The sequence below is a fragment of the Enterobacter sp. JS8-1 genome, from assembly GCF_049187015.1.
Lineage (GTDB): Bacteria > Pseudomonadota > Gammaproteobacteria > Enterobacterales > Enterobacteriaceae > Enterobacter > Enterobacter mori.
Window position 1 is genome coordinate 3,379,445 of record NZ_CP185805.1, and the last position, 25,964, is coordinate 3,405,408.

General features: G+C 54.4%; 23 protein-coding genes and 1 tRNA gene. 10 read left to right on the top strand and 14 right to left on the bottom strand.

Annotated features, from left to right (window positions below; genetic code table 11):
- Window positions 1-3 precede the first annotated feature (3 nt).
- From ACOQH0_RS16015 to prmB, 5 genes are read right to left on the bottom strand one after another with little or no spacing between them, the layout of a single operon-like run.
- Window positions 4-549: an elongation factor P hydroxylase gene (locus ACOQH0_RS16015; RefSeq protein ID WP_238458825.1), complete on the bottom strand. Its 546-nt coding sequence runs from the start codon at window positions 547-549 to the stop codon at window positions 4-6.
- Window positions 549-1,358: a sulfite exporter TauE/SafE family protein gene (locus tag ACOQH0_RS16020; RefSeq protein ID WP_089597892.1), complete on the bottom strand. Its 810-nt coding sequence runs from the start codon at window positions 1,356-1,358 to the stop codon at window positions 549-551. The genes ACOQH0_RS16015 and ACOQH0_RS16020 overlap by 1 nt, the downstream gene beginning before the upstream one ends.
- Window positions 1,358-2,182, bottom strand: coding sequence for a penicillin-insensitive murein endopeptidase (gene mepA, locus ACOQH0_RS16025; protein ID WP_010433221.1), 825 nt, complete (start codon window positions 2,180-2,182; stop codon window positions 1,358-1,360). The genes ACOQH0_RS16020 and mepA overlap by 1 nt, the downstream gene beginning before the upstream one ends.
- A 2-nt stretch (window positions 2,183-2,184) precedes the next feature.
- A complete protein-coding gene (gene aroC, locus ACOQH0_RS16030) occupies window positions 2,185-3,270 on the bottom strand; it encodes a chorismate synthase (protein ID WP_421510800.1) in 1,086 nt (361 codons plus the stop codon).
- 60 nt (window positions 3,271-3,330) lie between these two features.
- The gene (prmB, locus tag ACOQH0_RS16035; RefSeq protein ID WP_010433217.1) at window positions 3,331-4,263 is read right to left on the bottom strand and encodes a 50S ribosomal protein L3 N(5)-glutamine methyltransferase; all 933 of its coding nucleotides are present in this window, start codon (window positions 4,261-4,263) and stop codon (window positions 3,331-3,333) included.
- Window positions 4,264-4,408: 145 nt separating this feature from the next.
- On the opposite strand from prmB, the gene smrB reads away from it, so the two are divergent.
- Window positions 4,409-4,960: an endonuclease SmrB gene (gene smrB / locus ACOQH0_RS16040; RefSeq protein ID WP_421510801.1), complete on the top strand. Its 552-nt coding sequence runs from the start codon at window positions 4,409-4,411 to the stop codon at window positions 4,958-4,960.
- Window positions 4,961-5,006: 46 nt separating this feature from the next.
- Here smrB and sixA read toward each other — a convergent pair whose 3' ends face one another.
- The 4 genes from sixA to ACOQH0_RS16060 all read right to left on the bottom strand — a co-directional run bounded on the left by sixA (window position 5,007) and on the right by ACOQH0_RS16060 (window position 9,681).
- Complete coding sequence (sixA, locus tag ACOQH0_RS16045) at window positions 5,007-5,492, bottom strand: phosphohistidine phosphatase SixA (protein WP_003861375.1); 486 nt, start codon at window positions 5,490-5,492, stop codon at window positions 5,007-5,009.
- 209 nt (window positions 5,493-5,701) lie between these two features.
- On the bottom strand, window positions 5,702-7,849 hold the full coding sequence (fadJ, locus tag ACOQH0_RS16050) for a fatty acid oxidation complex subunit alpha FadJ (protein WP_421510802.1): 2,148 nt from the start codon (window positions 7,847-7,849) through the stop codon (window positions 5,702-5,704).
- Window positions 7,849-9,159, bottom strand: a complete 1,311-nt coding sequence (gene fadI / locus ACOQH0_RS16055; RefSeq protein ID WP_218307729.1) for an acetyl-CoA C-acyltransferase FadI — start codon at window positions 9,157-9,159, stop codon at window positions 7,849-7,851. The genes fadJ and fadI overlap by 1 nt, the downstream gene beginning before the upstream one ends.
- Before the next feature lie 237 nt (window positions 9,160-9,396).
- Complete coding sequence (locus ACOQH0_RS16060; protein WP_421510803.1) at window positions 9,397-9,681, bottom strand: YfcZ/YiiS family protein; 285 nt, start codon at window positions 9,679-9,681, stop codon at window positions 9,397-9,399.
- A 372-nt stretch (window positions 9,682-10,053) separates the two neighbouring features.
- On the opposite strand from ACOQH0_RS16060, the gene fadL reads away from it, so the two are divergent.
- Entirely contained in the window at window positions 10,054-11,337 is a 1,284-nt protein-coding gene (gene fadL, locus ACOQH0_RS16065; protein ID WP_010433202.1) for a long-chain fatty acid transporter FadL, read from the top strand.
- Window positions 11,338-11,381: 44 nt separating this feature from the next.
- Here fadL and mlaA read toward each other — a convergent pair whose 3' ends face one another.
- Entirely contained in the window at window positions 11,382-12,134 is a 753-nt protein-coding gene (gene mlaA / locus ACOQH0_RS16070; protein ID WP_010433199.1) for a phospholipid-binding lipoprotein MlaA, read from the bottom strand.
- 315 nt (window positions 12,135-12,449) lie between these two features.
- Between mlaA and ACOQH0_RS16075 the strand changes: the two genes are divergently transcribed.
- Together ACOQH0_RS16075 and ACOQH0_RS16080 are read left to right on the top strand one after the other, a co-directional pair.
- Entirely contained in the window at window positions 12,450-13,379 is a 930-nt protein-coding gene (locus ACOQH0_RS16075; RefSeq protein WP_256459109.1) for a formate/nitrite transporter family protein, read from the top strand.
- A gap of 75 nt (window positions 13,380-13,454) precedes the next feature.
- A tRNA-Arg gene (locus ACOQH0_RS16080) sits at window positions 13,455-13,526 on the top strand.
- A 26-nt stretch (window positions 13,527-13,552) separates the two neighbouring features.
- Here ACOQH0_RS16080 and ACOQH0_RS16085 read toward each other — a convergent pair.
- Window positions 13,553-14,932, bottom strand: coding sequence for a diguanylate cyclase (locus ACOQH0_RS16085; protein ID WP_421510804.1), 1,380 nt, complete (start codon window positions 14,930-14,932; stop codon window positions 13,553-13,555).
- Window positions 14,933-15,196: 264 nt separating this feature from the next.
- Between ACOQH0_RS16085 and lpxP the strand changes: the two genes are divergently transcribed.
- Together lpxP and ypdK are read left to right on the top strand one after the other, a co-directional pair.
- Entirely contained in the window at window positions 15,197-16,117 is a 921-nt protein-coding gene (lpxP, locus tag ACOQH0_RS16090) for a kdo(2)-lipid IV(A) palmitoleoyltransferase (protein ID WP_421512364.1), read from the top strand.
- 357 nt (window positions 16,118-16,474) lie between these two features.
- The gene (gene ypdK / locus ACOQH0_RS16095; RefSeq protein WP_099458937.1) at window positions 16,475-16,546 is read left to right on the top strand and encodes a membrane protein YpdK; all 72 of its coding nucleotides are present in this window, start codon (window positions 16,475-16,477) and stop codon (window positions 16,544-16,546) included.
- A gap of 55 nt (window positions 16,547-16,601) precedes the next feature.
- Here ypdK and alaC read toward each other — a convergent pair whose 3' ends face one another.
- Window positions 16,602-17,837 carry an alanine transaminase gene (alaC, locus tag ACOQH0_RS16100; RefSeq protein ID WP_421510805.1) on the bottom strand — a complete coding sequence of 412 codons (1,236 nt, stop codon included), beginning with the start codon at window positions 17,835-17,837 and terminating at the stop codon, window positions 16,602-16,604.
- Between the two features lie 387 nt (window positions 17,838-18,224).
- Between alaC and ACOQH0_RS16105 the strand changes: the two genes are divergently transcribed.
- Together ACOQH0_RS16105 and ACOQH0_RS16110 are read left to right on the top strand one after the other, a co-directional pair.
- Window positions 18,225-19,922: a LytS/YhcK type 5TM receptor domain-containing protein gene (locus tag ACOQH0_RS16105; RefSeq protein WP_421510806.1), complete on the top strand. Its 1,698-nt coding sequence runs from the start codon at window positions 18,225-18,227 to the stop codon at window positions 19,920-19,922.
- A gap of 13 nt (window positions 19,923-19,935) precedes the next feature.
- Window positions 19,936-20,667 (top strand): LytR/AlgR family response regulator transcription factor, encoded by a 732-nt coding sequence (locus ACOQH0_RS16110; RefSeq protein ID WP_010433183.1) that lies wholly within the window; start codon window positions 19,936-19,938, stop codon window positions 20,665-20,667.
- 35 nt (window positions 20,668-20,702) lie between these two features.
- On the opposite strand, the gene glk is transcribed toward ACOQH0_RS16110, so the two are convergent.
- Window positions 20,703-21,668 (bottom strand): glucokinase, encoded by a 966-nt coding sequence (gene glk / locus ACOQH0_RS16115; RefSeq protein WP_089597886.1) that lies wholly within the window; start codon window positions 21,666-21,668, stop codon window positions 20,703-20,705.
- A gap of 205 nt (window positions 21,669-21,873) precedes the next feature.
- Here glk and ACOQH0_RS16120 point away from each other — a divergent pair, with 205 nt between their 5' ends.
- On the top strand, window positions 21,874-23,109 hold the full coding sequence (locus ACOQH0_RS16120; RefSeq protein ID WP_237844566.1) for an ion channel protein: 1,236 nt from the start codon (window positions 21,874-21,876) through the stop codon (window positions 23,107-23,109).
- On the opposite strand, the gene ipdC is transcribed toward ACOQH0_RS16120, so the two are convergent.
- Window positions 23,110-24,768 carry an indolepyruvate decarboxylase gene (gene ipdC, locus ACOQH0_RS16125; RefSeq protein ID WP_089597884.1) on the bottom strand — a complete coding sequence of 553 codons (1,659 nt, stop codon included), beginning with the start codon at window positions 24,766-24,768 and terminating at the stop codon, window positions 23,110-23,112.
- Between the two features lie 185 nt (window positions 24,769-24,953).
- On the opposite strand from ipdC, the gene mgrA reads away from it, so the two are divergent.
- Window positions 24,954-25,943, top strand: coding sequence for an L-glyceraldehyde 3-phosphate reductase (gene mgrA / locus ACOQH0_RS16130; protein ID WP_421510807.1), 990 nt, complete (start codon window positions 24,954-24,956; stop codon window positions 25,941-25,943).
- Window positions 25,944-25,964: the final 21 nt, after the last annotated feature.

Consider the following 25,964-nt stretch of genomic DNA (forward strand, 5'->3'; position numbering starts at 1 on the left):
CTGTTAAAGATCTTCCGGCCAAGGGAAGCATTCCGCCGTGATCTCCGGCGTGTGGTAATAATTCTGTAAAGCCTCGATCAGGCGCGCCGGACGTTCCGGGATGCCCTTCTCAAGATATTCCATCACCTGCTTGTGAACGCGGCGCTGGAAGACGATACGATCCGGCTCGAAGTCGCCTTCCAGGTTGTCGCAGCTCACGTTGAACGGGAAGCCCGCCGCCACGCAGAACAGCCACTCCAGCGCCTGGGGTTTGACTTCAACATCTTCAAACTGGCCCTGAGTTGCGGCGTCACGCCCGTCCGGGCAATACCAGTAACCGAAGTCCACCAGCTCGCGACGTGCTTTCCCCGCGATGCACCAGTGCGAAATCTCGTGCAAACCGCTGGCGTAAAATCCGTGTGCGAACACGATGCGGTTATACGGAACCTCTGCATCAGCAGGAAGATAGATCGGTTCGTCGTCGCCTTTAATCAGACGGGTATTAAAATCGTCAGCAAAACAGCCGTCGAAAATCTCAATCAGCTGCTCGTATTTATGCGTACTGTTCATTAGTGCATCCCCAACCAGGTGAGGATCTCCTGTCCATGGCTGTCATAAAGAAGTTTGGCACTCATCACCGCAGAGACCACAACAATCATCGGACGGATCAGCTTTTGCCCCTTGCTCAATACCAGACGCGAGCCCACGCGCGCGCCTAAAAATTGGCCCACCATCATTACAAAGCCGGTTGCCCAGATAACCTTGCCGCCAATGATAAACAGCAGCAGGCCGCCGACATTTGAGGTCGCGTTGAGCACTTTGGCATGGGCAGTGGATTTGGCGAGGTTGAACCCGGCCAGCGTCACGAACGCCAGCGCGTAAAACGAGCCTGCGCCCGGGCCGAAGAAACCGTCATAAAAACCCACACAGCCCCCGGCAACCAGCGCGAACGGCAGGCCGTGCAGGCGACGCTGGCGGTCCTCTTCACCGAGCTTCGGCATCAGCAAAAAGTACAGGCCAATGCAGATAACCAGAATCGGCAGGATCTGACGCAAAATATCGGACTGCACGTGCTGAACCAGCAGCGCGCCCGACGTCGAGCCAATAAAGGTCATCAGAATATTGAGCTTCTGATCGGCCAGGCTCACCACCTTGCGGCGGATAAAATAGAGTGACGCCGAGAGCGACCCACCGCAGGCCTGCAGCTTGTTAGTAGCCAGCGCCTGAGCCGGGCTCATGCCCGCTGCCAGCAGCGCCGGAACCGTCAGCAAACCGCCCCCACCCGCCAGCGCATCGATAAACCCGGCGAGCATCGCAACAAAAAAGAGCACCGCCAGCAGCAGCGGTGACACCATAAACAGATCGACGAAATTATCCATTAAAGTACATGCTCATCCAGTAGCGCCTGGCAGGAAGGCGGCAACGGAGGCGGTGTCTTCTTCTCAGGCTTAGAGGTTCCAGGCTTCGCCGGTTCAAACCAGCTTTGCAGTTCATAACCACAGCCATCGCCAGGCGGTGGAAGCGGCTGATCTTCACATTCCAGACTGTTCGCCGGGCAGCGCAGACGAACGTGCATATGTGCACGGTGCTGGAACCACGGACGCACTTTGCGCAGCCAGTCGCGATCCGTTCCGGCATCCAGACAGAGCTGTTGCTTGATGGCCGGGTTAACGAAAATCCGCGTGACGTCGTTATCTTCTGCCGCCAGCTTGATCATGCTGGAGACATCCTGCGTCCACAGGGACGGCACTACGCGCTTACCGTCGCTCGCGACCAAATCCAGCGCCTGCGGTTTCAGCAGCTGCGAAGACGTCCAGCGCGTTTTCGGCAGCTGTAAGAAGATATCGACATCCAGTCCGGTCTGGTGGCTGGCGTGACCGCCGTTGAAGCGGCCCCCGGCAGGCATCCCCATATCGCCGATCAGCATCGTGCCCAGCCCCAGGTTATGCACCTGATTACCAAGGCGCTGTATAAACAGCACCAGATCCGGATGGCCGAAATAGCGGCGCTGATCGGTACGCATCACCTGATAGGTGTCCGACTGAAGCGGAAGTTCCTGCGCACCCACGATGCAGCCGTTAGAGAAGGCCCCGATGGACTGCGCACTCCCCGCCACCGGATGGGTGATTTTTTGCCACGGCGTGGCGGCCAGAGAGGCTCCACTGGCGAGCAGCGCCAGCAGAGCAATTGCGGTTTTTTTCATGTTTACCAGCGTGGAATGGTGGTCGTCACATCCGCATTCTGCGCGCGCTGGCGCAGGAAGTGATCCATCAACACGATCGCCAGCATCGCTTCTGCGATCGGCACCGCGCGGATCCCCACGCACGGATCGTGACGTCCTTTGGTGATCATCTCAACTTCTTCACCAGAGCGGTTAATCGTGTGGCCCGGCACGGTAATGCTGGAAGTCGGCTTCAGTGCGATGTTGGCAACAATCTGCTGCCCGCTGCTGATACCGCCCAGAATGCCGCCCGCATGGTTGCTCTGGAAGCCCGCTTTCGTGATTTCGTCGCGGTTCTGGCTACCGCGAAGTTGAACCACGTCAAAACCGTCGCCAATCTCGACGCCCTTCACCGCGTTGATACTCATCAGCGCGTGGGCGATGTCAGCGTCGAGACGGTCAAATACCGGCTCGCCCCAGCCAGCCGGAACGCCGTCAGCCACCACGGTGACTTTCGCACCGATGGAGTCGCCCTCTTTTTTAAGGCCGCGCATCAGTTCGTCGAGCGCCTCTAGCTTGTCGGCATCCGCGCAAAAAAATGGGTTTTGCTCGACCTGCTCCCAGTCTTTGATCGCCAGTGGAATGTCGCCCATCTGGGTCAGGCAGCCGCGGATAACGATGCCAAATTTCTGCTGCAGGTATTTCTTGGCAATCGCCCCTGCCGCCACGCGCATCGCGGTTTCACGCGCGGAAGAACGTCCACCACCGCGATAGTCACGGAAGCCGTACTTTTGTTCGTAGGTGTAGTCGGCGTGGCCCGGACGGAAAACGTCTTTGATGGCGCCGTAGTCCTGGGAGCGTTGATCGGTATTTTCGATCAGAAGGCCAATGCTGGTCCCGGTGGTGCGCCCTTCAAAGACGCCGGAAAGAATTTTGACCTGGTCCGGCTCGCGACGCTGCGTGGTGTAGCGAGAGGTGCCCGGACGTCGACGGTCGAGGTCGTGCTGTAAATCTGCTTCGGTCAGTTCGATGCCCGGCGGTACGCCGTCGACAATACAACCGAGTGCCAACCCGTGCGACTCCCCAAAGGTGGTCACGCGGAATACCTGTCCAATACTGTTTCCTGCCATCACGGCTCCGATGTTGTTGTTTGTGTTTGAGCGTTGTGAAACGGGCCGAAGCCCGCTGGATTAATCTTTATAGATGCTGAAGTGTTCGCGCGCGTCGAGCAGCTGCGCTTTGGTCAGCATAAAGACGCCGTCACCGCCGTTGTCAAACTCGAGCCAGGTGAACGGCACATCCGGGTACTGCTCTATCAGATGTACCATGCTGTTGCCCACTTCACAAATCAGAACGCCGTCGTCGGTCAGGTAATCCGGCGCGCAGGCCAGAATGCGGCGGGTCAGCTTCAGGCCGTCAGAGCCTGATGCCAGGCCCAGCTCCGGCTCATGGCGATATTCGTTTGGCAGATCGGACATGTCTTCTGCATCGACGTACGGCGGATTGGTGACGATCAGATCGTACTGCAGCGTCGGCAGATCGCGGAACAGATCGGAGCGAATTGGCGTTACGTGATGGATCAGGCCGTGCTCTTCAATGTTGTGCTCGGTTACGGCCAGCGCGTCGGTGGAAATATCGACCGCGTCCACTTCCGCTTCCGGGAAGGCATAGGCACAGGCAATCGCAATGCAGCCGCTGCCGGTACACATATCCAGAATGTGCTGCGGCTGATGGTTAATCAGTCCGTCAAAGTGGTTGTTGATCAGCTCACCAATCGGCGAGCGCGGCACCAGCACGCGTTCATCAACATAGAACTCGTGGCCGCAGAACCAGGCTTTATTGGTCAGGTAGGCTACCGGGATACGCTCGTTCACGCGGCGGATCACGCGCTCAACGATGCGGTGCTTCTCGCTGGAGGTCAGGCGCGCGGTACGCATGTCTTCCGGAATATCCAGCGGCAGGTAGAGGGACGGCAGCACCAGCTGAACGGCCTCATCCCACGGGTTATCGGTACCGTGACCGTACCAGATGTTGGCGGCGCTGAAGCGGCTAACCGACCAGCGCAACATGTCCTGTATGGTATGCAGCTCGTTTACTGCTTCATCGACAAAAATTTTATCCACTCTTTCCTCCAGGGCATGCTCGCATAATTTTCGGCGGCTAGTTTGCCATGAAGACGGCGATAAATCAGCAATGACGCGTACCGCTTGAGGTTAAAAAATGCGTTTAGTCGGGTACACTATCGGAAATACGAGATGAGAATGCCAAATGAAAAAGAAAACATCGCTCAGCGAGGAGGATCAGACACTCTTCCGACAGCTGATGACCGGGACGCGTAAAATCACGCAGGACACCATCGTTCATCGTCCTCAGCGCAAAAAAATCAGCGAAGTGCCGGTCAAGCGACTGCTCCAGGAGCAGGCCGATAACAGTCACTATTTTTCAGATGAATTTCAGCCGCTGCTCAACACGCAGGGGGCTGTGAAGTACGTACGTGAAGACGTCAGCCATTTTGAGCTGAAAAAGCTACGACGTGGGGACTATTCACCGGAGCTGTTTCTCGATCTGCACGGGTTAACCCAGATGCAGGCGAAACAGGAGCTGGGGGCGTTGATTGCGGCATGTCGTCGCGAACACGTTTTTTGCGCCTGCGTGATGCACGGTCACGGCAAACATATTCTCAAGAAACAGACACCGCTGTGGCTGGCTCAGCATCCACACGTGATGGCGTTTCATCAGGCACCCAAAGAGTACGGCGGAGATGCCGCATTGCTGGTGTTGATTGAAGTCGAGGAATGGCAGCCGCCAGAGTTGCCCTGACAGGATGGCGGGAAGCACATTGCGCCCCGCCATATCGCACGTCACGTCAGATCGCTTTTGCCATCTTCAGGTTGCACGGACTCATTTGCCAGTTAAAGACGCCTTTGCCGGTTTCGTCCAGGGTGACGTTGGCAATGGCGGAGGTCGTGAACATCGGCGGCGTTTCGCCAGGGCACAGCTCAGATACCAGATAGCCGACCAGCGGCAGGTGGGAAATGACCAGTGCGGAAGCGACACCTTCATTGCACAGCGCCTGAAGATAGGCACTCACAAGACCCACATCGCCACACGGCGTGAGTTCAGGGAGAACATCCACACTGGAAGGCAGGTTCATACACTCCCCTACCACATCCAGCGTCTGTTCTGCACGCAGGAACGGACTCACCAGAACGCGTTCAATGTCCACTTTTTGACCTTTAAGCCAGGTAGCCATTTGACGGGATTCGTCGCAGCCACAGACTGTCAAAGGACGTACTGAGTCACTGGCGGCATCGAGTGCCGCGTCGCCGTGACGCATGATAAAAACTTGCATATTGCACCGCTTTTGTTAACCAGAATCACCGGCGTTGACTACCCGCGATTAAAGCTGGGAGGTAGAAAACCCGATGGCCGGGCATTGTGCCTGATCCATTCGGTGAATGAAACGCTGTTTTTTACCTCAATGGCGTAAGTATAGTCAATCTCTGTTTACAAATTCGCCAAAACAGGTCTCTTCACCGAAGGATTTACCCTTCTTTGACCTCAGCTTACGAGGACAGTTTCCCTTGCAGGCCAAAATGTCTGGCCCCGTTCCGCCATCTGCAATAATTCGTCACAGGGTGTAAACCGTGGACCATATTGCGAAGCCAGACGTTGCAGAATTGCAACCACTTCACCCGCCCCGAGGGTGTCCATATACCGGAACGGGCCGCCAAGGAACGGCGGGAAACCAATACCAAATACGGCACCGATGTCACCATCGCGTGCGCTTCTGATCACCTGTTCGCCGAAACAGCGCGCCGCTTCGTTGAGCATCATCATCACACAACGCTCAGCACACTGCGCTGACGACAGTTTTCCCTGACCGGTAACAGAAATAAGCCCATAAACCGCAGGGTCGACCTGTTTCTTGCTTTTACGCCCTTTTGCCCCGTAAAGATAGAAACCGCGTTCATTTTTTCTGCCTTTGCGATCGTCCTTCAAAATTGCAGAAACAATGTTTGCAGGGGGGCTAAAACGGTCTCCGTAAGCAGCCTCCAGTACAGGTATAATTTTAGTGCCGGTATCTATTCCTACCTCATCCAAAAGTTGGATTGGGCCGACAGGGAAACCAAACTTCACCAGCGCCTCATCGACGTGCTCAATCTTCTCCCCTTCCGTCAGCAACCGCATTGCTTCATTAATGTAGGGAGCCAGAATACGATTGACGTAGAAGCCTGCTTTATCCGCCACGACAATCGGCGTTTTGCCCTGCTTTTTCGCGAGCTTGACCACCGTGGCAACGGTTTGCGGACTGGTGGTCGCGTGTGGAATAACCTCCACCAGCGGCATTTTTTCAACCGGGCTAAAGAAGTGCAGACCAATCACCTGCTCCGGTCGTGCGGCTTTCGCCGCGATGTGGCCAATCGGCAATGACGAGGTGTTTGAAGCAAAGATGGTATGCGGGGCGCAATGCTGTTCAACGTCTGCCACCATTTGCTGCTTGAGCGCCAGATCTTCAAACACGGCTTCTATCACCAGATCGCGATGTGCAAAACCGCGGTAGTCCGTGGTGCCAGTGATCATCGCGAGTGTTTTATCGCGCTCGCTTGCTTTGATATGGCGGCGTTTAACCTTCTGATCAAGGTTCTGCCAGCTGTACTGAAGCGCGTGGTTGATTCCCTTAGGATTAATGTCTTTGATACGCACCGGCAATTTGCCTTTACTGGCAGTGACAAACGCAATTCCACCGCCCATCAGCCCGCCCCCCAGCACGCCAACGGCGCGCAGCGGCGCAGGCTCAGCTTCGCTTCCCGGATCTTTTTTGACGTCAGTGCTGGCAAAGAAGATGCTGCGCAGCGCCTGAGACTGCGGCGTCATCGCCAGTTCACCAAAGGCTTTTGCCTCGGCGGCATAACCGCTGCTGCTACCCTGCGACAAGCCGGTTTCAATTACTTCAAGAATGCGCTTCGCCGCCGGGTAGTTGCCTTTGGTTTTTTGCTCGGTCTTTTTGCTTACCATGTTGAACAGGAGCGCGCGCCCCAGTGGCCCTGCCAGCACGCGCTCACGCACAGGAAGAGGACGTTTTGCCTGACGCCCTTTCAGGGCCAGCTCAACGGCGGCCTCCAGCAAAATCGAGTGGGGAACCACTTCATCGACCAGTCCCACTTTCAGCGCCTGACGGGCGCGCAGCTGCTTGCCGGTTAAGATCATCTCCAGCGCGGTACTCACCCCCACCAGACGCGGTAAACGCTGCGTTCCACCCGAGCCAGGTAACAGGCCTAACTGCACTTCCGGCAGGCCTAACACCGTTTTTGCATCATCGGTACAAATGCGGCTATGGCAGGCCAGCGCCAGCTCTAAACCGCCGCCCAGACAAGCGCCGTGAATGGCAGCAATCACCGGGAACGACAGGGCGTGGATCTCAGCCATCACCTGCTGCCCCTGACGCGACAGCTCTTCGGCTTCCTGAGCGCTTTGCGCGCGGGCAATCATGTTGATATCTGCCCCGGCAATAAAGTTATCCGGCTTGGCCGAGATAAACACCAGACCGCGAATGGCTTTGTTTTCGCGAAGCTGCTTTAGCATCGCACGCACCTGAACGCCAAATTCGGCCTTCAGGGTATTCATCTTTTCATCAGGCACATCAATAGTGATAACGGCCACGTTATCGAGGCGAACCGTCAGATTGAATGCAGATGGCATGTCCATTATTCAGCCTCCAGAACCATTGCTGCGCCAAGACCGCCTGCCGCGCAGGCGGTAACGAGACCAAACCCACCGCCGCGGCGACGAAGTTCATGTAACGTTTGGGTAATCATACGCGCGCCCGTTGCCGCAAACGGATGGCCGTAGGCGATGGATCCGCCAAGCACGTTAAACTTACTCTGATCCACTTCGCCGGTCGCGTGGGCACGGCCCAGTACATCGCGCGCGAAGCGCTCGCTTGCCAGCAGCTGGATGTTTGCCAGGGTTTGTGCGGCAAAGGCTTCGTGCATATCGATCAGGGTTAAGTCAGCCAGCGTCAGCCCCGCGCGCTCCAGCGCCAGCGGCGTGGACCAGGCTGGACCTAACAACATGTCCTGCCAGACATCAATCGCCGTAAACGCATAGCTTCGCAAATAACCCAGCGGGGTGATGCCAAGCTCCTTCGCACGGGATTCGGTCATCAGGATCACGGCCGCAGCACCGTCCGTCAGAGGCGTACTGTTGGCCGCCGTAACGGTGCCATGTTTACGGTCAAACGCCGGGCGCAGTTTTGCGTAATCCGCCAGCGTCGAAGTGCCACGGATATTGTTATCTTCCACCAGAGGTTCGCGGAAAGGCGGGATGTAAGCCGTCATCACCTCGTCGACAAGTTTGCCTTCCGACCAGGCCTTCGCAGCGAGCTGGTGCGAACGATGCGCCAGGGCATCCTGCTGTTCGCGGGTGATGCCGTAGGTCTTCGCCATCTGCTCAGCGGTATCGCCCATGCGCAGACCGGTTGAATATTCAGCCACCGCGGGCGGAACAGGCATCAGATCGCGCAGGCGTAAACGCGAGAAGAGTTTAAGTTTCTGGCCAGTAGTGCGGGCCTTGTTAGCATCCACGAGGATACGTGCCAGTTTTTTGCTGACCCCAATCGGCAGCACTGAAGAGGAGTCCGCCCCGCCCGCGATACCCGCGCGAATAGTCCCCGCCATCAGGCTTTCGGCCACGTTAGCCACCGCCTGAAAGCTGGTCGCGCAGGCGCGACTGACGCTGTAGGCATCGGTGTGCACATTCATTCCCGTGCCGAGAACAATTTCACGTGCAATGTTGGGGGCTTCAGGCATCTGCACGACCTGGCCGAAGACCAGCTGTTCGATGACCTCAGGCGGAATTTCGCTGCGAGCCAGCATCTCGCCTACGACCATTTTTCCCAGATCGACGGCCGGTATACCATGAAAGGCGGTTGCCTGACGCGCAAACGGCGTGCGCAACCCGCTAACAATGGCAATGCGATCACCTTGTCGGGTGATAAGCGGTAATGCCTGACTCATAACATTCCCCTGTAAAAAACTTTACACAAATATAAAGTGGTCTGACCTGATAACAGTCTTAACCATTTTTTTACATTCAGCCAATCGGGGAAGCATAAAAATGCGAGCTAAAACACAGAGAAGAAAAAGAAAATGCCCCGAGGTAAAAGCAAAACGGTAACCCTGAGGTTACCGTTTTTGATGTTTGCGCCCTCTCCCGTGGGAGAGGGTTGGGGTGAGGGCACCAGACCGCTGGAATTAACGCAGCCCCAGCTGGAAAATCAGCGTTTCAGCTTCACACGCAAAAACAAAATCGATGTCCAGCTTCACGCCACCTTCCACTTCGGTAAAGGTCGACTTGATTTCGCACGGATCGGATTCGACTTCACGCGCACGTTGACTCAGCGCGACCAGGGTTTCTTCCGCTTCGGCACGGCTAGTGAATACACGGCTGTAAGACGCGGTGCAATCGGTGTTGTCCATGATGGTGCCAACATCCATACAGCAGCAAACCGGGGTTTCATCAGCACTGCATTTACTCATAGCTCAATTTCCTCTGTATTCGCGCAAAGCGCGAGATAAACACGATGCTGATATTTTACGCCCCGCCGCTGGCTCTCTCCAGCCGTTAATGACGCAAAATCGGATAAGTGAGCAATATCACACTAAAAAATGATCTAAAACAAAATTCACCCTTTCGGGTGAGTCTCGCTGGTCACAATTTTGCCAACCAGATCTCGTTTCAAGAAACATGTTTGAAAATATTAATAAACAAACTTGCAACATATTAGCTGGTCAGACCTATACTCACGCCACTGGTCTGATTTGTATGTCATACCTCAGACCCTACACTTCGCGCTCCTGTTACGGTATGTAACAATTATTGAATAAAAATAACTCAATGAGGTTATGGTCATGAGCCAGAAAACCCTGTTCAAAAAGACTGCGCTGGCAGTCGCAGTGGCAATCGTCTCAACGTCCGCCTGGTCAGCGGGCTTCCAGTTAAACGAATTTTCTTCCTCTGGCCTTGGCCGTGCATATTCCGGGGAAGGCGCTATTGCTGATGACGCAGGTAACGCAAGTCGTAACCCTGCGCTTATCATGATGTTCGATCGCCCGACCTTCTCTGCTGGTGCGGTTTACATCGATCCTGATGTCAATATTTCCGGCAAATCGCCTTTCACCGGCGCGAGCCTGAAAGCGGATAACATCGCGCCGACAGCGTGGGTACCTAACCTGCACTTCGTTGCGCCGATTAATGAACAATTTGGTTGGGGTGCGTCAGTCACCTCTAACTATGGTCTGGCAACCGAGTTCAATAACAATTACCCGGCAGGCGAATATGGGGGCAAAACCGATTTAACTACCCTCAACCTGAACCTGAGCGGCGCGTATCGTCTCAATGACAACTGGAGCTTCGGCCTGGGCTTTGATGCCGTCTACGCTGATGCCAAAATTGAGCGCTATACCGGTGAACAAACTGCCGCTCTGCCGAAAAACAGCAACAAGATCGCCAGCCTGAAGGGCGATGAGTGGGGCTACGGCTGGAACGCGGGTATTCTGTATGAGCTGGACAAAAATAACCGCTGGGGTCTGACCTATCGCTCAGAAGTGAAAATTGATTTCGATGGCGATTACAAAAGCGGCATCCTGAGCCCTGTAAACGGCATGGTTCCGGGTGCAGGCACCACCATCCCGTGGGGCACGTCAAACCAGACCGTACCAGGTTCACTGTCACTGCATCTGCCAGAAATGTGGGAAGTCTCCGGTTACAACCGCGTCGCACCACAGTGGGCTATTCACTATAGCCTGGCATACACCAGCTGGAGTCAGTTCGAAGAGTTGAAAGCGACCGGCACCAATGGTCAGACGCTGTTCTATAAGGACGAAAGTTTCCACGACGCATACCGTATTGCGCTGGGTACAACCTACTATATGGACGACAACTGGACGTTCCGTACCGGTATAGCGTTTGATGATAGCCCGGTTCCGGCTGATAAGCGCTCCATCTCCATCCCGGATCAGGACCGCTTCTGGCTGAGTGCTGGTGCAACCTATGCATTCAACGAGAATGCGTCAGTCGACGCTGGCGTTTCTTATATGCACGGTCAGAAAGTGACGTTCCAGGAAGGCCCTTACGAGTTCACCTCTGAAGGTAAAGCCTGGCTGTTCGGTACCAACTTCAACTACGCGTTCTAATCGCGCAGGGATCAAAAAAGGTGAGCATCGCTCACCTTTTTTATTTATTCCGAATCGATATCTTTTAGTTCATTCTCGATGGCTTTCGCGTTCGGATTATCTTCCGGCTTCAGCTTGCCGCCATTGGCGATGAAGTCATGGTTCTGGAAGTACGCCTCACGCACCATGATATACGGATCGGAAGACTGGCGCAGCAGACCGTCAGAGTCCAGCAGTTGCGCGCGCGTTTCGATCCCTTCCACCGTCCACTTACCAATCGACAGCGGCCAGGTCAGCCATGACAGCACAGGATACAGCGTATCCACCATATCGCCGCCATCATCACGCACGGTGAAACTGCCATAGAACGGCAGATGCACATACGGACCATAACCTACGCCGTAATGCCCCAGCGTGCTGCCGAAACGGTGCGGCTGTTCACGCTGCAGTTTTGTGTTTGCCATGCCAGCGACATCAATGAAGCCGCCCATACCCAGCAGGGAGTTCAGGAAGAAGCGCGTAAAGTGCACCATCCCCTGATACGGGTCACCTTGCAGGAAATAGTTCACCATCACCGCAGGCTCTTCCAGGTTACTGGTGAAATTGCTTAATCCATTACGCGCAGGTTGTGGAACATAATCGCGCCATGCCACCGCTACCGGGCGGACCACATACGGATCCAGCACGTTATAGTTGAAGCTGTACATCGAGCGGTTAAATCCTTCAAGAGGATCGGAGCGTCCCGTTTGCTCCCCGGAGCTGGCGCAGCCCACAAGCATCGTCGCGCCCAGCGCAAGCGCCGACAGCCGAAGTTTCATAATTATCTCCCTGTTCAGTATGGCTATCGTTGATTGCCATCCGTAACGGAGCATCTGTCGCTCCGTATGAAAACGTGCAAGTGATTGTAACAGCACGTTTCCCGATGTCTATGAGCACAATTACGGGCAGTAACCACCGTCACTCTGATCTCAGCATAGCCTGGCTTTAGGAATTCGTTTCGCTGGCAATTTTATAATGTCTTTGAAAGAGATGTATCACCTTTGTTGTCATTGCCACCAATTTAAGAGCATCCCCACAGGCATCACGATAAAAGCCGCTACGCTTTAAAGAAAGTTCATCCTCCAGGAGCGGTTATGAAAGAAGTGGGCGAAGAAAAAATTGGCGAGAGCAATGAGGACGTAGAAATTGAGAGTGAGGAAAAAGAGCGTGGCGAGAAGATAGAAATTGACGAAGATCGCCTGCCCTCCCGTGCGATGGCGATCCACGAACATATACGCCAGGATGGTGAAAAGGAGATGGAACGCGATGCCATGGCCCTGTTCTGGTCGGCGATTGCTGCGGGTCTCTCGATGGGTGCGTCACTGCTGGCCAAAGGCATATTTCATGTCCAGCTGGAGGGCGTGCCGGGTGGCTTTTTACTGGAGAATCTTGGCTACACCTTCGGCTTTATCATTGTCATCATGGCGCGCCAGCAGCTCTTTACTGAAAACACCGTCACTGCCGTGCTGCCCGTGATGCAAAACCCTACCCTGGGCAATTTCGGCTTGCTGATGCGGCTCTGGAGCGTGGTATTGCTTGGGAATATCATTGGTACAGGCATCGCAGCCTGGGCCTTTGAGTATATGCCGATATTTGATGAGCCCACCCGGGATGCGTTTGTAAAAATTGGCATGGATGTGATGAAAAACACGCCCTTAGAGATGTTCTCGAATGCGATTATCTCCGGCTGGATCATCGCCACCATGGTGTGGATGTTCCCCTCGGCAGGCAGCGCAAAAATTGTGGTGATCATCCTGATGACCTGGCTGATTGCGCTCGCCGATACCACGCACATCGTGGTGGGTACCGTTGAAATTCTCTATCTGGTCTTTAATGGCACGCTACACTGGAGCGATTTCTTCTGGCCGTTCGCCCTGCCGACGCTGGCGGGCAATATTTGCGGCGGGACCTTTATCTTCGCGTTGTTGAGCCACGCGCAAATCCGCAATGATATGTCGAACAAGCGTAAGGCCGAGCTCAAGGCACAGGAAGATAATGAAAAATCGGCAAAAAAATCGACCTGAATGGTGACTCTTTGAGCAGTCAGGCGGCAATGCGCTTAACGCAAAGTGTAAATAACGCTATACTCGTGCCGCCTCGTCCCCTTAGTTAAATGGATATAACGAGCCCCTCCTAAGGGCTAGTTGCAGGTTCGATTCCTGCAGGGGACACTTTCGTTCTTCCTGACTTCATAAAATCACTGCATTTTCCACAACTCCACACAGTTCCGTCCGCGTCGTTTTGCACCATACAGCGCTTCATCCGCTGCCTGTATCAGACGTTCATAGTCAGGATGTCCATTGAACATCGCCGCCCCGATTGAAAGGGAAAGCGAGATCGCCTCGCCGGTCGGGGAGCTAACCTTAATTTTTTCTACACGCTTGCGGATCCGTTCTGCGATACGCAGGGCGTCAGCTTCGGTGATTTCCGTCAGCACAATTAAAAACTCATCACCACCGTAGCGAAATACGTAGTCGCAGGTGCGAACGTTGTCATAAAACGCACCCGCCACTTTTCGCAGGATTTCATCACCCGTATTGTGGCCCCAGGTATCATTGATTTGCTTGAATTTATCAACATCGATCAGTAGCGCCGACAGCGGCGTACCGGCGCGGGTGGCATGGGTGATTTCACGTTTAAAAATGGTCGGCAGGAAGCGACGGTTCAGCAGTCGGGTGAGCACGTCCATTCCCACCTCATGGCGGGAAACCTCATCAAACAGCTCACGCAGCAGAGTAACGATTTGCGAGAGGGTGTTACGCACCTGCCGCAAAAATTTGACCTGCCGTGACCTGTCACGAAGCGCGTCCTCAGCCTGGCGGACCTCATTAAACGCATCGTCAAACTCCTGAATGAGCCGGGAGATATGCCCTGCTTCGGCAATACCGCTGAAATAGTGACGTCCTTTATGACTAAACCACAGCCCAAAATCTGATTGCCCGAGCGGTCGGCTGTTGCCTATGCTGGAATCTAACATCACCTTATAGAGCAGCGTCATTTCCCAGGTCAGCAGCGCAGCGGTCTGACGCTCCTTCTCTTCTTCCGCATTCTCCATCAGCGAGAAAATCCGGTAGTTTTCATCCTCTTTCGCCGCATTGTTCTCGCTAAAGACATACGCGCGCGACATCACCTCCATCGCCAGATCGATGCTGTTAATGGCGTAGTGATAAACGCTAAGCTTCACGTCAGAAGGATGGGAGGTGGCGTTAATGATAGGTAACAGTAGTTTTTTCAGTACCCGGAAGCCCATTTCGACCAGATCGACCGAAATACCAATACGGGCATGGACATCGGCGGCACGCTGCTGGGCCCGTATCTGCTCCTCAACCTGATCTACCTGACAGGAGAGAACATCAACCAGCCAGCGACGCAGCGCTTCCTGCAACTGTCGTTCCACCTGTTCTGTGGTCAAAAACTCAGCGATGTTGGGATCGGCCAAAACGACGCGATAGAACTCTGCAATCAGAACAGATGCGTGATCGGTAGCAAGCTGGGCAGTAACATCGTGAATGTGCGGATCGGTTTCAGTGATCAGTTGAACCCATTCGCCTTTCACCGTTTGCAGATAAGTTTCCATCGTCAGCGCCTTCAGAGTCACTTGTTACTGTTAATAACAATAGCAAAATCAACCGCCTCCGCAATTGCCGCTTTTTTAATCAAAAACGAGTTATAGCACATACCGTATAAGGGTGCTACATTACTCTGCCCACCCAACGTCAGCTATGGCCAGGCAACGCCGTAAAGATCGGTAAAGCCTGAAACCATGACCTTGTCCTACGGTCTAAATGGCATGCGGTAGTGCCAGCGTGCGCTACTTTAACAGGCTTTACATAGGTTCTCTATTTTGTCTCAATCCAAATTTAAACGCTCATTTCTGCACCCGCGTTACTGGTTTACATGGTTTGGTCTTGGCGTACTTTGGTTGCTGGTTCAGCTTCCATACCCGGTGATCCGCTTTCTGGGTTCAAGACTCGGCAGCGCATCGCGCTATTTCCTGAAACGTCGCGAATCTATTGCGCGTAAAAATCTCGAGCTTTGCTTCCCGCACTACAATGCGCAGCAGCGCGAAAAGCTGATCGCTGAAAACTTTAAATCTATCGGCATGGCATTGCTGGAAACCGGTATGGCCTGGTTCTGGCCTGATGAACGCGTGCGTAAATGGTTTGATGTAGAAGGTCTGGATAACCTGAAGCGCGCCCAGGCGCAGAATCGGGGCGTGATGGTCGTCGGGGTTCACTTTATGTCCCTCGAGCTCGGCGGTCGCGTGATGGGGCTTTGCCAGCCGATGATGGCAACCTACCGTCCGCACAACAGCGCGCTGATGGAGTGGGTTCAGACTCGCGGCCGTATGCGCTCAAACAAGGCGATGATCAGCCGTAACAATCTGCGCGGCATGGTCGGTGCGCTGAAAAAAGGTGAGGCCGTCTGGTTTGCACCCGATCAGGATTATGGCCGTAAAGGCAGCAGCTTCGCGCCTTTCTTCGCCGTTAAAGACGTTGCTACGACCAATGGCACCTTTGTGATTTCACGCCTTTCTGGTGCCGCTATGCTGACCGTAACGATGGTCAGAAAAGCGGATAAATCGGGTTATCGCTTGCACATCTCCCCGGAAATGGCGAACTACCCGGAAAATGAGTGTGAAGCCGCGACCTTTATCAACAAGGTTATCGAGTTCGAGATCATGCGTGCACCTGAGCAGTATTTGTGGATGCACCGCCGCTTCAAAACCCGTCCGCTGGGCGAAGCCTCTCTCTATATCTAAGCCTTCCAGAAGGTTAGTTTCGCTAAGAAACTAACCTTTTCAATCACCTGTAATTACCCTGAGTAACCGTCTTTTTTCTGCGTCGCTCAACGGGAATTTATTGCGTACTGAAATCAAACTGTCGCCGTTCCACGACACTCGTAAGTATCGGAAAGTATTTAGAAAAATCCCACTTGTCACCCCCCATTTTTAGGCGTACATTAGCGCCGTCTGACAATGGGAAGCGCAGAATTCTGAGGTGGAGTCTGAGGCGTAGCGGGATAATTCCGATTTCCGTTTTAGCCCGATTTCAACTCTCTATAATCAGGTGGACTCTGTTTTTGAATGCGTACCACAAGATACGCGGAGTGATGAAACGTGAAATATTTCTTTATGGGCATTTCGGTGATTGTTTTAGTCTGGGCCGGAACCTTTGCCCTGATGATCTAGCAAAGAACATGCAGTCAAAAAAACAGGCGCTCAAGGCGCCTGTTTTTTTGTGTCGTCAGGTTTCGGGCTGTTCAGCCACATTTTTTGATGAGAGAAACCCGTCAGCCCGGAACATGCTTTTAATCCCCCTGACCGCCTGACGAATGCGGTCGCTGTTTTCAATCAACGCAAACCGCACGTGGGTATCGCCATAATCGCCAAACCCGATGCCCGGCGAGACGCACACCTTCGCATCCTGCAGGAGCTTCTTGGCAAACTCCAGCGAACCCATTGCCGCATAGGGCTCAGGAATTTTAGCCCAGACGTACATGGACGCCTTCGGCATTTCCACCATCCAGCCCGCTTCATGCAGGCCTTTCACCAGCACATCGCGACGCCGCTTATACTGGGCAGCAATATCCTGTACACACTGCTGATCGCCTTCAAGCGCAGCAATTGCAGCAACCTGTAGCGGCGTAAATGTGCCGTAGTCGTGGTAACTCTTAATACGCGCCAGCGCATTTACCAGCGTCTTGTTACCCACCATAAAGCCAATGCGCCAACCCGCCATGTTGTAACTTTTCGACAGCGTGAAGAACTCGACCGCCACATCGCGTGCGCCCGGCACCTGCATAATTGAAGGCGCCTTCCAACCGTCGTAGACAATATCCGCATAGGCGAGATCGTGAACCACCAGCACGTCGTAACGTTTTGCCAGGGCGACCACTTTCTCGAAGAATTCGAGCTCAACGCACTGGGCCGTTGGGTTCGACGGGAAACCGAGGATCATCATCTTTGGTTTCGGGTAGCTTTCACGAATCGCGCGTTCCAGTTCGTTAAAGAAGTCTACGCCTTCCACCAGCGGCACAGAGCGAACCTGCGCGCCAGCAATCACCGCACCGTAGATATGGATCGGATAGCTGGGGTTTGGCACCAGCACGGTATCACCGTGATCCAGCGTCGCCAGCATCAGGTGTGCCAGCCCTTCTTTCGAGCCAATGGTGACAATGGCTTCACTTTCAGGATCGATGTCCACCTGGTAGCGATCCTGGTACCAGCGGGAAATGGCACGACGTAATCGAGGAATACCGCGAGACGTTGAGTAACCATGCGTATCCGGGCGCTGGGCAACCGTACAGAGTTTCTCAACAATATGCGGCGGCGTTGGGCCGTCAGGGTTACCCATGCTGAAATCGATGATATCTTCGCCGCGCCGACGCGCAGCCATCTTCAGCTCAGCAGTGATATTGAAAACATAAGGGGGGAGACGATCGATACGCGTGAAACGGCGTTCAGGACTGAATTCAGCCATAGATTCCTCAGATTAACGTTAGCGCCCGGACCGTCCGAGCGACGCTGCCACCGATGTGGCGTGCTTAGAAAATAACCTGAAAAAAAACATGCTGTCGAGAGGGAAAGTAAAAAAAAGATATCGCGTTAAAACAGGAACCCTGCTGTCGCTAAAAGCGGAAGGCTGATGACGTAAAATGGTTTTTTAATACCCGTTATTTAACATGGTGTTATCATAACGATTACCTCGCTGCGCTTCGTTCAGAAAAATTCAGCCGGACTGAAGAACTTTCCGAACAATCCCCTTTGCAGACTGTGGTTTTTCCTCATTTGATAAACCTGACGGATAGCTGGTCAATACGCGCCAGGTTTTTTATCATGGTTCTTTCCCGATTCTCCAGGTTCACTTGTGCACGAAATATTCGATATGCTGCTGGCGGTATTTGATCGCGCAGCGCTAATGCTGATTTGTCTGTTTTTCCTCATTCGCATTCGCCTGTTCCGCGAGCTTCTGCACAAGTCAGCGCACTCGCCAAAAGAGCTGCTGGCCGTAACCGCCATCTTTTCGATGTTTGCCCTTTTCAGCACCTGGTCCGGAGTGCCTGTCGAAGGGTCGCTGGTCAACGTGCGCATTATCGCCGTGATGTCAGGCGGGATACTGTTTGGCCCCTGGGTTGGGGTGATCACCGGATTGATTGCCGGCACACACCGCTATTTGATTGATATCGGCGGCGTGACGGCTATTCCGTGCTTTATTACCAGCATTATCGCCGGGATCCTGTCCGGCTGGATTAACCGCAAATTCCCCAAAAAGCAGCACTGGCGCGCCGGGATCATCGCGGGCATGGTGTGTGAAACCTTGACCATGATTTTGGTTGTGGTGTGGGCACCCACGACCGCTCTTGGGCTGGATATTGTTTCGAAAATCGGTATTCCGATGATCCTCGGCAGCGTCTGCATAGGCTTTATTGTCCTGCTGGTGCAGAGTGTGGAAGGGGAAAAAGAGGCCAGCGCCGCACGTCAGGCCAAGCTGGCACTCGATATTGCCAACAAAACGCTGCCGCTGTTCCGCCACGTTAACGTTGAGTCTTTACGCCAGGTCTGCGATATCATCCGTCGCGATATTCACGCCGATGCCGTCGCCATCACCAATATCGACCACGTGCTGGCCTACGTGGGCGTCGGGGAGCACAACTATCGTGACAACGACGACACCATCAGCCCAACCACCCGACAGGCGATCAACTACGGTAAAATCATCATTAAAAACAATGATGAAGCCCACAGGACGCCCGAAATACATTCCATGCTGGTGATCCCATTGTGGGAGAAAGGGGTCGTCACGGGCACGCTGAAGATTTACTACTGCCATGCGCACCAGATCACCTCCTCATTGCAGGAAATGGCGATTGGTCTGTCGCAAATCATCTCAACTCAGTTGGAAGTCTCGCGCGCGGAGCAGCTGCGCGAAATGGCAAATAAGGCAGAGCTACGCGCGCTGCAAAGTAAAATTAATCCTCATTTCCTGTTTAACGCGCTGAACGCCATCTCCTCCTCCATTCGCCTTAATCCGGACACCGCCCGCCAGCTGATTTTCAACCTGTCACGCTATCTGCGCTACAACATTGAATTGAAAGATGACGAGCAGATCGACATCAAAAAAGAGCTTTATCAAATCAAAGATTACATCGCGATCGAGCAGGCCCGCTTTGGCGATAAGCTCACCGTCATTTACGATATTGATGAAGAGGTCAACTGCGTGATCCCAAGCCTGCTGATCCAGCCGCTGGTGGAAAACGCCATTGTCCACGGAATTCAGCCGTGCAAAGGCAAAGGCGTCGTGACCATTAGCGTGACCGAGAGCGGGAATCGCGTGCGCATTGCGGTGCGCGATACCGGCCACGGTATCGACCCAAAGGTAATTGAACGCTTGGAATCCAACGAAATGCCGGGCAATAAGATTGGCCTTTTGAATGTCCACCATCGGGTCAAACTGCTGTACGGCGACGGGCTGCACATTCATCGCCTGGAGCCGGGCACAGAAATCGCGTTTTACGTGCCGAATGAACGCACCCCCGTTCATGCACCAATATCCCTGATGCCATAGGCCGGAGTTACAGATGAAAGTCATCATTGTGGAAGATGAGGTTCTGGCTCAACAGGAGCTGAGCTGGCTCATCAAAACGCACAGCCAGATGGAGATTGTAGGCACATTCGAAGATGGCCTGGACGTGCTGAAGTTCCTCCAGCACAACCGGGTCGATGCCATTTTTCTCGATATTAATATTCCGTCGCTGGATGGCGTGCTGCTGGCGCAAAATATTAATCAGTTTGCCCACAAGCCCTTTATTGTCTTTGTTACCGCGTGGAAAGAGCACGCCGTGGAGGCCTTCGAGCTGGAAGCGTTTGACTACATCCTCAAGCCTTATCAGGAGTCGCGTATTATCAGCATGCTGCAAAAGCTGGAAGCGGCATGGAAACAGCAAGCCGCGCCTGCGACCGCAAGCCCTGCTATCCGGGAGAATGACACCATTAATCTGGTGAAGGATGAAAGGATCATCGTCACGCCTATCGACGATATTTATTACGCCGAAGCACATGAAAAGATGACGTTTGTCTATACGCGACGTGAATCGTACGTGATGGCGATGAACATCACCGAGTTTTGCAGCAAGCTACCTGCGGCGCACTTCTTCCGCTGCCACCGTTCGTTTTGCGTCAATTTGAACAAGATCCGCGAGATCGAACCCTGGTTTAACAACACGTATATTTTGCGTCTGAAGGATCTCGACTTCCAGGTGCCGGTGAGCCGCAGCAAGGTAAAAGAGTTTCGCCAGCTGATGCACCTGTGAGCGTTCCCCTCTCCCGCTGGAGAGGGGAATGACCATCAGAGAATTTGTCCCAGAACCTGACGCAAATGCGCACCCGAGCCCAGCAGCCCAGGATTATCATGCACAATCAGGTAAACAGGGATGTCCTGCACGTAGCTTCTGAAGCGCCCTTTATCTTCAAACCCGCCGCGGAAACCAGAGGCTTTAAAGAACTCGAGGAAGCGCGGCATGATACCGCCCGCAATATAGACCCCACCAAACGTGCCCAGCGTCAGCGCCAGGTTGCCGCCGAAGCGCCCCATAATCACGCAAAACAGGGACAAGGCACGACGGCAATCGATGCAGCTGTCCGCCAGGGCGCGCTCGGTCACGTCTTTAGGCTGCAGATTTTCAGGCAGACGACCATCAGATTTCACAATCGCACGGTACAAATTGACCAGCCCTGGGCCCGACAGCACGCGTTCGGCAGAAACGTGGCCGATTTCAGCACGTAACTCTTCGAGGATAATGCCCTCTTCTTCACTGTTCGGTGCGAAATCCACGTGGCCGCCTTCGCCCGGCAGACTGACCCAGCGCTTATCGACGTGGACAAGGTGAGAGACGCCCAGCCCGGTTCCCGCGCCGTAAACCGCAATCGGCTTGCCTTCGACCGGCGCCGTGCCGCCAAACTGGATCAGGTGTTCCGGCTTCAGCATCGGGATCGCCATCGACACCGCCGTGAAGTCATTGATGATTTCAAGATGCGCAAAGCCGAGGTTTTTTTTCATTTCGGCAATGGAGAAGGCCCAGGTGTGGTTGGTCATAGCCACCCAGTCACCGGTAATCGGGCACGCAATAGCGATACAGCCGTCTTCGACGCTGACCTTATGCTCTTCAAGATATACGCGAACCACGGCTTCCAGACTTGGATAATCCAGCCCTGAATAGGTTTTCGCCTGGGAAATGTCACCGCTATTTACATCGCAGAGTGCAAGGCGCGCGTTCGTGCCGCCCACATCACCTACCAAAGCATACTTTGTCATTCTTCTACTGCTCCGCTAAAGTCAGAATAAATCTTTGGAACACTGTAAATTCAAGGCGTGATAACAACAACGACCAGAAAGTGAATGCCCCAGGATTATCGATCTTCGTCACAGAATAACTTTACCGTTTCAGCACCTTTTGCACTATTGCCATAAAGCTGATTGTGCAAAGTAACGTTATACCGTTTTGTACAAGGAAATCATCATGCTCCACCCGCGAGCCAGAACCATGCTGTTATTAGCAATACCGGCGCTCGTTATTGGCGTTGCTTCAAGCCTGGTGCTCATCGTCGTGATGAAAGTCGCGTCGGTACTGCAAGCGATGTTATGGACCGCCCTGCCTGCCAATATTGGCTTCAGCCCTGATTCTCCTGTATGGATTATCGTCATGCTGACGCTCACCGGTATTGCGGTGGGTTTGGTGATTCGTTTCAGTCCGGACCATGCCGGGCCCGATCCCGCGCAGGAACCGTTGATCGGCGCGCCCGTCAGCCCGGCAGCGCTGCCGGGACTGATCGTTGCGCTGATCGTGGGTCTGGCGGGCGGCGTCAGCCTGGGGCCTGAACATCCGATCATGGCGGTCAATATCGCGCTGGCGGTTTTCCTGGGTTCGCGCATTTTACCGCGCGTCAACGCGCTGGACTGGACGATCCTGGCCTCTGCAGGCACCATCGGCGCGCTGTTCGGCACACCCGTCGCCGCCGCGCTGATCTTCTCCCAGACGCTGAGCGGTAATAATGACGTCCCGCTCTGGGACAAACTCTTTGCGCCGCTGATGGCCGCCGCTGCCGGTGCGTTGACCACCAGCCTGTTTTTCCATCCCCACTTCTCTCTCCCTCTCCCCCACTATGGCCAGATGCAGGTCGCGGACATTTTCAGCGGCGCAATTGTGGTCGCCATCGCCATTGCGCTGGGCATGGTCGCAGTATGGTGTCTTCCGCGCCTGCATCGGCTGATGCATAAGCTCAAACATCCGGTGCTGATTCTGGGCGTCGGGGGGCTGCTTCTCGGCATTCTGGGCGCTATCGGCGGAAAAGTGACGCTGTTTAAAGGCCTGGACGAAATGCAGCAGCTGGCATTCAGTCAGGTGTTTAGCGTGTCGGATTATCTGCTGTTTGCGGTGATAAAGCTGGCGGCGCTGGTCGTGGCCGCCGCGTGCGGTTTTCGTGGCGGACGCATCTTCCCGGCAGTGTTTGTCGGGGTAGCGTTGGGACTGATGTTGCACGAGCATGTGGACGCCGTACCGGCTGCGATAACCGTTTCGTGCTCAATTCTCGGGCTGGTACTGGTAGTGACGCGGGATGCATGGCTGAGCCTTTTTATGGCCGCCGTGGTGGTGCCTGACTCTACCCTCTTCCCTCTGCTCTGTATCGTGATGTTGCCCGCCTGGCTCCTGCTGGCGGGCAAACCGATGATGATGGCCTGGCGAAACGATAAGTGATCAGGCGCTATTTCGCGCCTCCAGCGCTTTGGTTATCGCGCCCAACAGCGGGGGAATATCCGCTTTGGGCAGCATGACCTCAATGAGCGAAAGCCGCTCATGGTGCGCCACTTTTTCCAGCACGTCCGCCAGTTGATCGACTTCACTGACCCGCCAGCATTCGGCCTGAGGATCCAGGCTCAGTGCCTGCGGGATCTGCGTCCAGTTCCACAGGGCGATATCGTTGTACCGCTGTTCAGGTCCGTGTATGGCCCTCTCAACCGTGTACCCTTCATTGTTGAGCACCAGGATAATCGGGTGCTGCTTATCGCGCAGCATTGAGCCCATTTCCTGAATCGTCAGCTGTGCGGCACCATCCCCGGTCAGGACAATCACGCGCCGGTCCGGGCATGCCGTCTGCGCGCCAAAGGCCGCCGCCAGCGTGTAGCCAATCGACCCCCAGAGCGGCTGAACGATAAAATTAACGTCCGCAGGTAAGCGAAGATCGATCGCGCCAAACGCCGAGGTACCCTGATCGGCAAGAATAATGTCGCCGGGGCGAATGAAGGTTTGCAGCGTGCTCCAGAAGTTCTCCTGCGTGAGTGAAGCGCCCTCTGCAGGCCAGGAAAAACCACTGTGTGTCGAGGGTGCAGGGCTTTCACGCACATGTTGTTTGCATAACTCTGCCAGCGTCTCAATCGCCTGCAGCATGGGAATGCCCGTAAACCAGACGTCGCCCACGCGGGAAGCATGAGGTTGCACTTCGATGGTCTGAGCAGGAGTGAGCTGGTGAGTGAACCCGGCGGTCAGGGTATCGGTAAACCGCGTACCAATGCACAGCACTGTGTCAGCTCTTTCAATCGCCTCTTTGACCGGCTCCGCGCTCGCTGAACCACTGTAAGTGCCGTAAAAACCCGCCTGACGCTCATCAAATATCCCTTTCCCCATCAACATGGTGGCGTGTGCCATCGGCACCTCTTTCACCCATTTCTGCAGCGCAGGTTTTAGCCCATGGCGGAGCACCAGAAAATCGGCCAGCAGCGCGGTCCGTTTGCTCATGGCCAGGCGACTCCGGGCGGCATCACGAAACGCTTTGAGACAGGCATTATCCGCGTGAACAGGCTTAACGGTGAGAGCGCTTACAGGTGGTGTCGCGGCTTTTTTCGCCACATCCGCAGGCAACATCAAATAGCCAGGACGGCGTTCGCGCAGCATGGTGGTCAGCACGCGGTCAATTTCGTAGCAGGCATTTTGTTCGGTCAGGATCGCCTGCGCGACGGTGATGGGTTCGCTCATATGGTAAAAATGACGGAACTCACCGTCACCTAAGGTATGGTGCAATAACTCGCCTTTTTGCTGCGCCGCCATTCCCGGCGCCCCCACAATATGCAACACGGGAACGTGTTCGGCAAAGCTACCCGCCACCCCGTTCATGGCGCTTAGCTCTCCGACGCCGAATGTGGTTAACAGCGCGGCAAAGCCCTTACATCGGGCATAGCCGTCTGCGGCATATGACGCGTTAAGCTCGTTGGCACAACCCACCCAACAGATATCCGGGCTGTCTATTACATGGTCGAGAAACTGCAGGTTATAGTCGCCCGGCACGCCAAACAGATGATCGGTTCCACAATCAGTCAGACGGTCCAGCAGGTAATCGGCGACGCAGTATGGGGTACGCATAAACAGGTATCCTTCTAATGTTGTTCTCACCTTGAGTATTAAATAAGCGTGATGGCTGTCCAGAAAAGGCAGTAAGAAGGAGTTGGAAAGAATGCTTTACAAAAAATGCTGCGCTATTCTCTCTTTTTTCGCGTTAGTGTAACCGTATACACACGTTTTACTTATCAGCGTCAGAGGTCACGATCATGCGTTATCAGCCGGATAAAAATCGTTATCAGACAATGCAGTATCGCCGCTGCGGACAAAGCGGGTTGAAATTGCCCGCCATCTCGCTTGGGCTTTGGCATAACTTTGGCGATGCCACGCTCATCGAAAACAGCCGTCAACTATTACAGCGCGCGTTCGATTTGGGGATTACGCATTTCGACCTTGCCAACAACTATGGTCCTCCTCCCGGTTCAGCCGAACGTAATTTCGGGCGCATTTTGCTGGAAGATTTTCTCCCCTGGCGCGATGAGTTAATTATCTCGACGAAAGCAGGATATACCATGTGGGACGGTCCCTACGGCGACTGGGGCTCGCGTAAATATCTGGTCTCGAGTCTGGATCAGAGCCTGAAACGCATGGGGCTGGAGTATGTCGACATCTTCTATCATCACCGCCCGGACCCGGAAACACCGCTTCAGGAAACAATGAAAGCGCTCGACCATCTGGTGCGACAGGGCAAGGCACTGTACGTCGGGTTATCCAACTATCCTGCGGAACTGGCGCGCCAGGCAATTGAAATCCTTCACGACCTCGGTACGCCTTGTCTTATCCACCAGCCTAAATATTCGATGTTTGAGCGGGCCCCTGAAGCGGGTTTGCTGGATGTACTGCAGCAGACAGGGGTTGGGTGTATACCCTTCTCTCCTCTCGCGGGTGGTCAATTAACCAACCGTTATCTGAACGGCATTCCAGCGGACTCCCGTGCGGCCAGCGGCAGCAAGTTCCTGAACCCGAATCAGCTCACCGAAGAAAAGCTGGAAAAAGTGCGCAAGTTAAACGCCCTTGCCGAAAGCCGCGGTCAGAAGCTGTCGCAGATGGCTCTGGCCTGGATTTTACGCCACGATACTGTGACTTCTGTACTGATTGGGGCCAGTAAAACCGCGCAAATCGATGACGCGGTGGGTATGCTGGACAATCGCCATTTCTCGGAAGATGAATTGACGCGGATCGAAGATATTCTGGCCTGAACAAATTAAAGCCGACTTTAG

What these genes read in the sequence shown, in the direction of transcription:
- sixA (WP_003861375.1), bottom strand. Translation starts at nt 5,492, where the DNA reads ATGCAAGTTTTTATCATGCGTCACGGCGACGCGGCACTCGATGCCGCC.
- ACOQH0_RS16060 (WP_421510803.1), bottom strand. Translation starts at nt 9,681, where the DNA reads ATGAGTAAATGCAGTGCTGATGAAACCCCGGTTTGCTGCTGTATGGAT.
- aroC (WP_421510800.1), bottom strand. Translation starts at nt 3,270, where the DNA reads ATGGCAGGAAACAGTATTGGACAGGTATTCCGCGTGACCACCTTTGGG.
- mgrA (WP_421510807.1), top strand. Translation starts at nt 24,954, where the DNA reads ATGCGTTATCAGCCGGATAAAAATCGTTATCAGACAATGCAGTATCGC.
- fadI (WP_218307729.1), bottom strand. Translation starts at nt 9,159, where the DNA reads ATGAGTCAGGCATTACCGCTTATCACCCGACAAGGTGATCGCATTGCC.
- ACOQH0_RS16020 (WP_089597892.1), bottom strand. Translation starts at nt 1,358, where the DNA reads ATGGATAATTTCGTCGATCTGTTTATGGTGTCACCGCTGCTGCTGGCG.
- mlaA (WP_010433199.1), bottom strand. Translation starts at nt 12,134, where the DNA reads ATGAAACTTCGGCTGTCGGCGCTTGCGCTGGGCGCGACGATGCTTGTG.
- ACOQH0_RS16075 (WP_256459109.1), top strand. Translation starts at nt 12,450, where the DNA reads ATGAAAGAAGTGGGCGAAGAAAAAATTGGCGAGAGCAATGAGGACGTA.
- alaC (WP_421510805.1), bottom strand. Translation starts at nt 17,837, where the DNA reads ATGGCTGAATTCAGTCCTGAACGCCGTTTCACGCGTATCGATCGTCTC.
- ACOQH0_RS16120 (WP_237844566.1), top strand. Translation starts at nt 21,874, where the DNA reads ATGCTCCACCCGCGAGCCAGAACCATGCTGTTATTAGCAATACCGGCG.
- mepA (WP_010433221.1), bottom strand. Translation starts at nt 2,182, where the DNA reads ATGAAAAAAACCGCAATTGCTCTGCTGGCGCTGCTCGCCAGTGGAGCC.
- ipdC (WP_089597884.1), bottom strand. Translation starts at nt 24,768, where the DNA reads ATGCGTACCCCATACTGCGTCGCCGATTACCTGCTGGACCGTCTGACT.
- fadJ (WP_421510802.1), bottom strand. Translation starts at nt 7,849, where the DNA reads ATGGACATGCCATCTGCATTCAATCTGACGGTTCGCCTCGATAACGTG.
- ACOQH0_RS16015 (WP_238458825.1), bottom strand. Translation starts at nt 549, where the DNA reads ATGAACAGTACGCATAAATACGAGCAGCTGATTGAGATTTTCGACGGC.
- smrB (WP_421510801.1), top strand. Translation starts at nt 4,409, where the DNA reads ATGAAAAAGAAAACATCGCTCAGCGAGGAGGATCAGACACTCTTCCGA.
- fadL (WP_010433202.1), top strand. Translation starts at nt 10,054, where the DNA reads ATGAGCCAGAAAACCCTGTTCAAAAAGACTGCGCTGGCAGTCGCAGTG.
- glk (WP_089597886.1), bottom strand. Translation starts at nt 21,668, where the DNA reads ATGACAAAGTATGCTTTGGTAGGTGATGTGGGCGGCACGAACGCGCGC.
- ACOQH0_RS16085 (WP_421510804.1), bottom strand. Translation starts at nt 14,932, where the DNA reads ATGGAAACTTATCTGCAAACGGTGAAAGGCGAATGGGTTCAACTGATC.
- ACOQH0_RS16110 (WP_010433183.1), top strand. Translation starts at nt 19,936, where the DNA reads ATGAAAGTCATCATTGTGGAAGATGAGGTTCTGGCTCAACAGGAGCTG.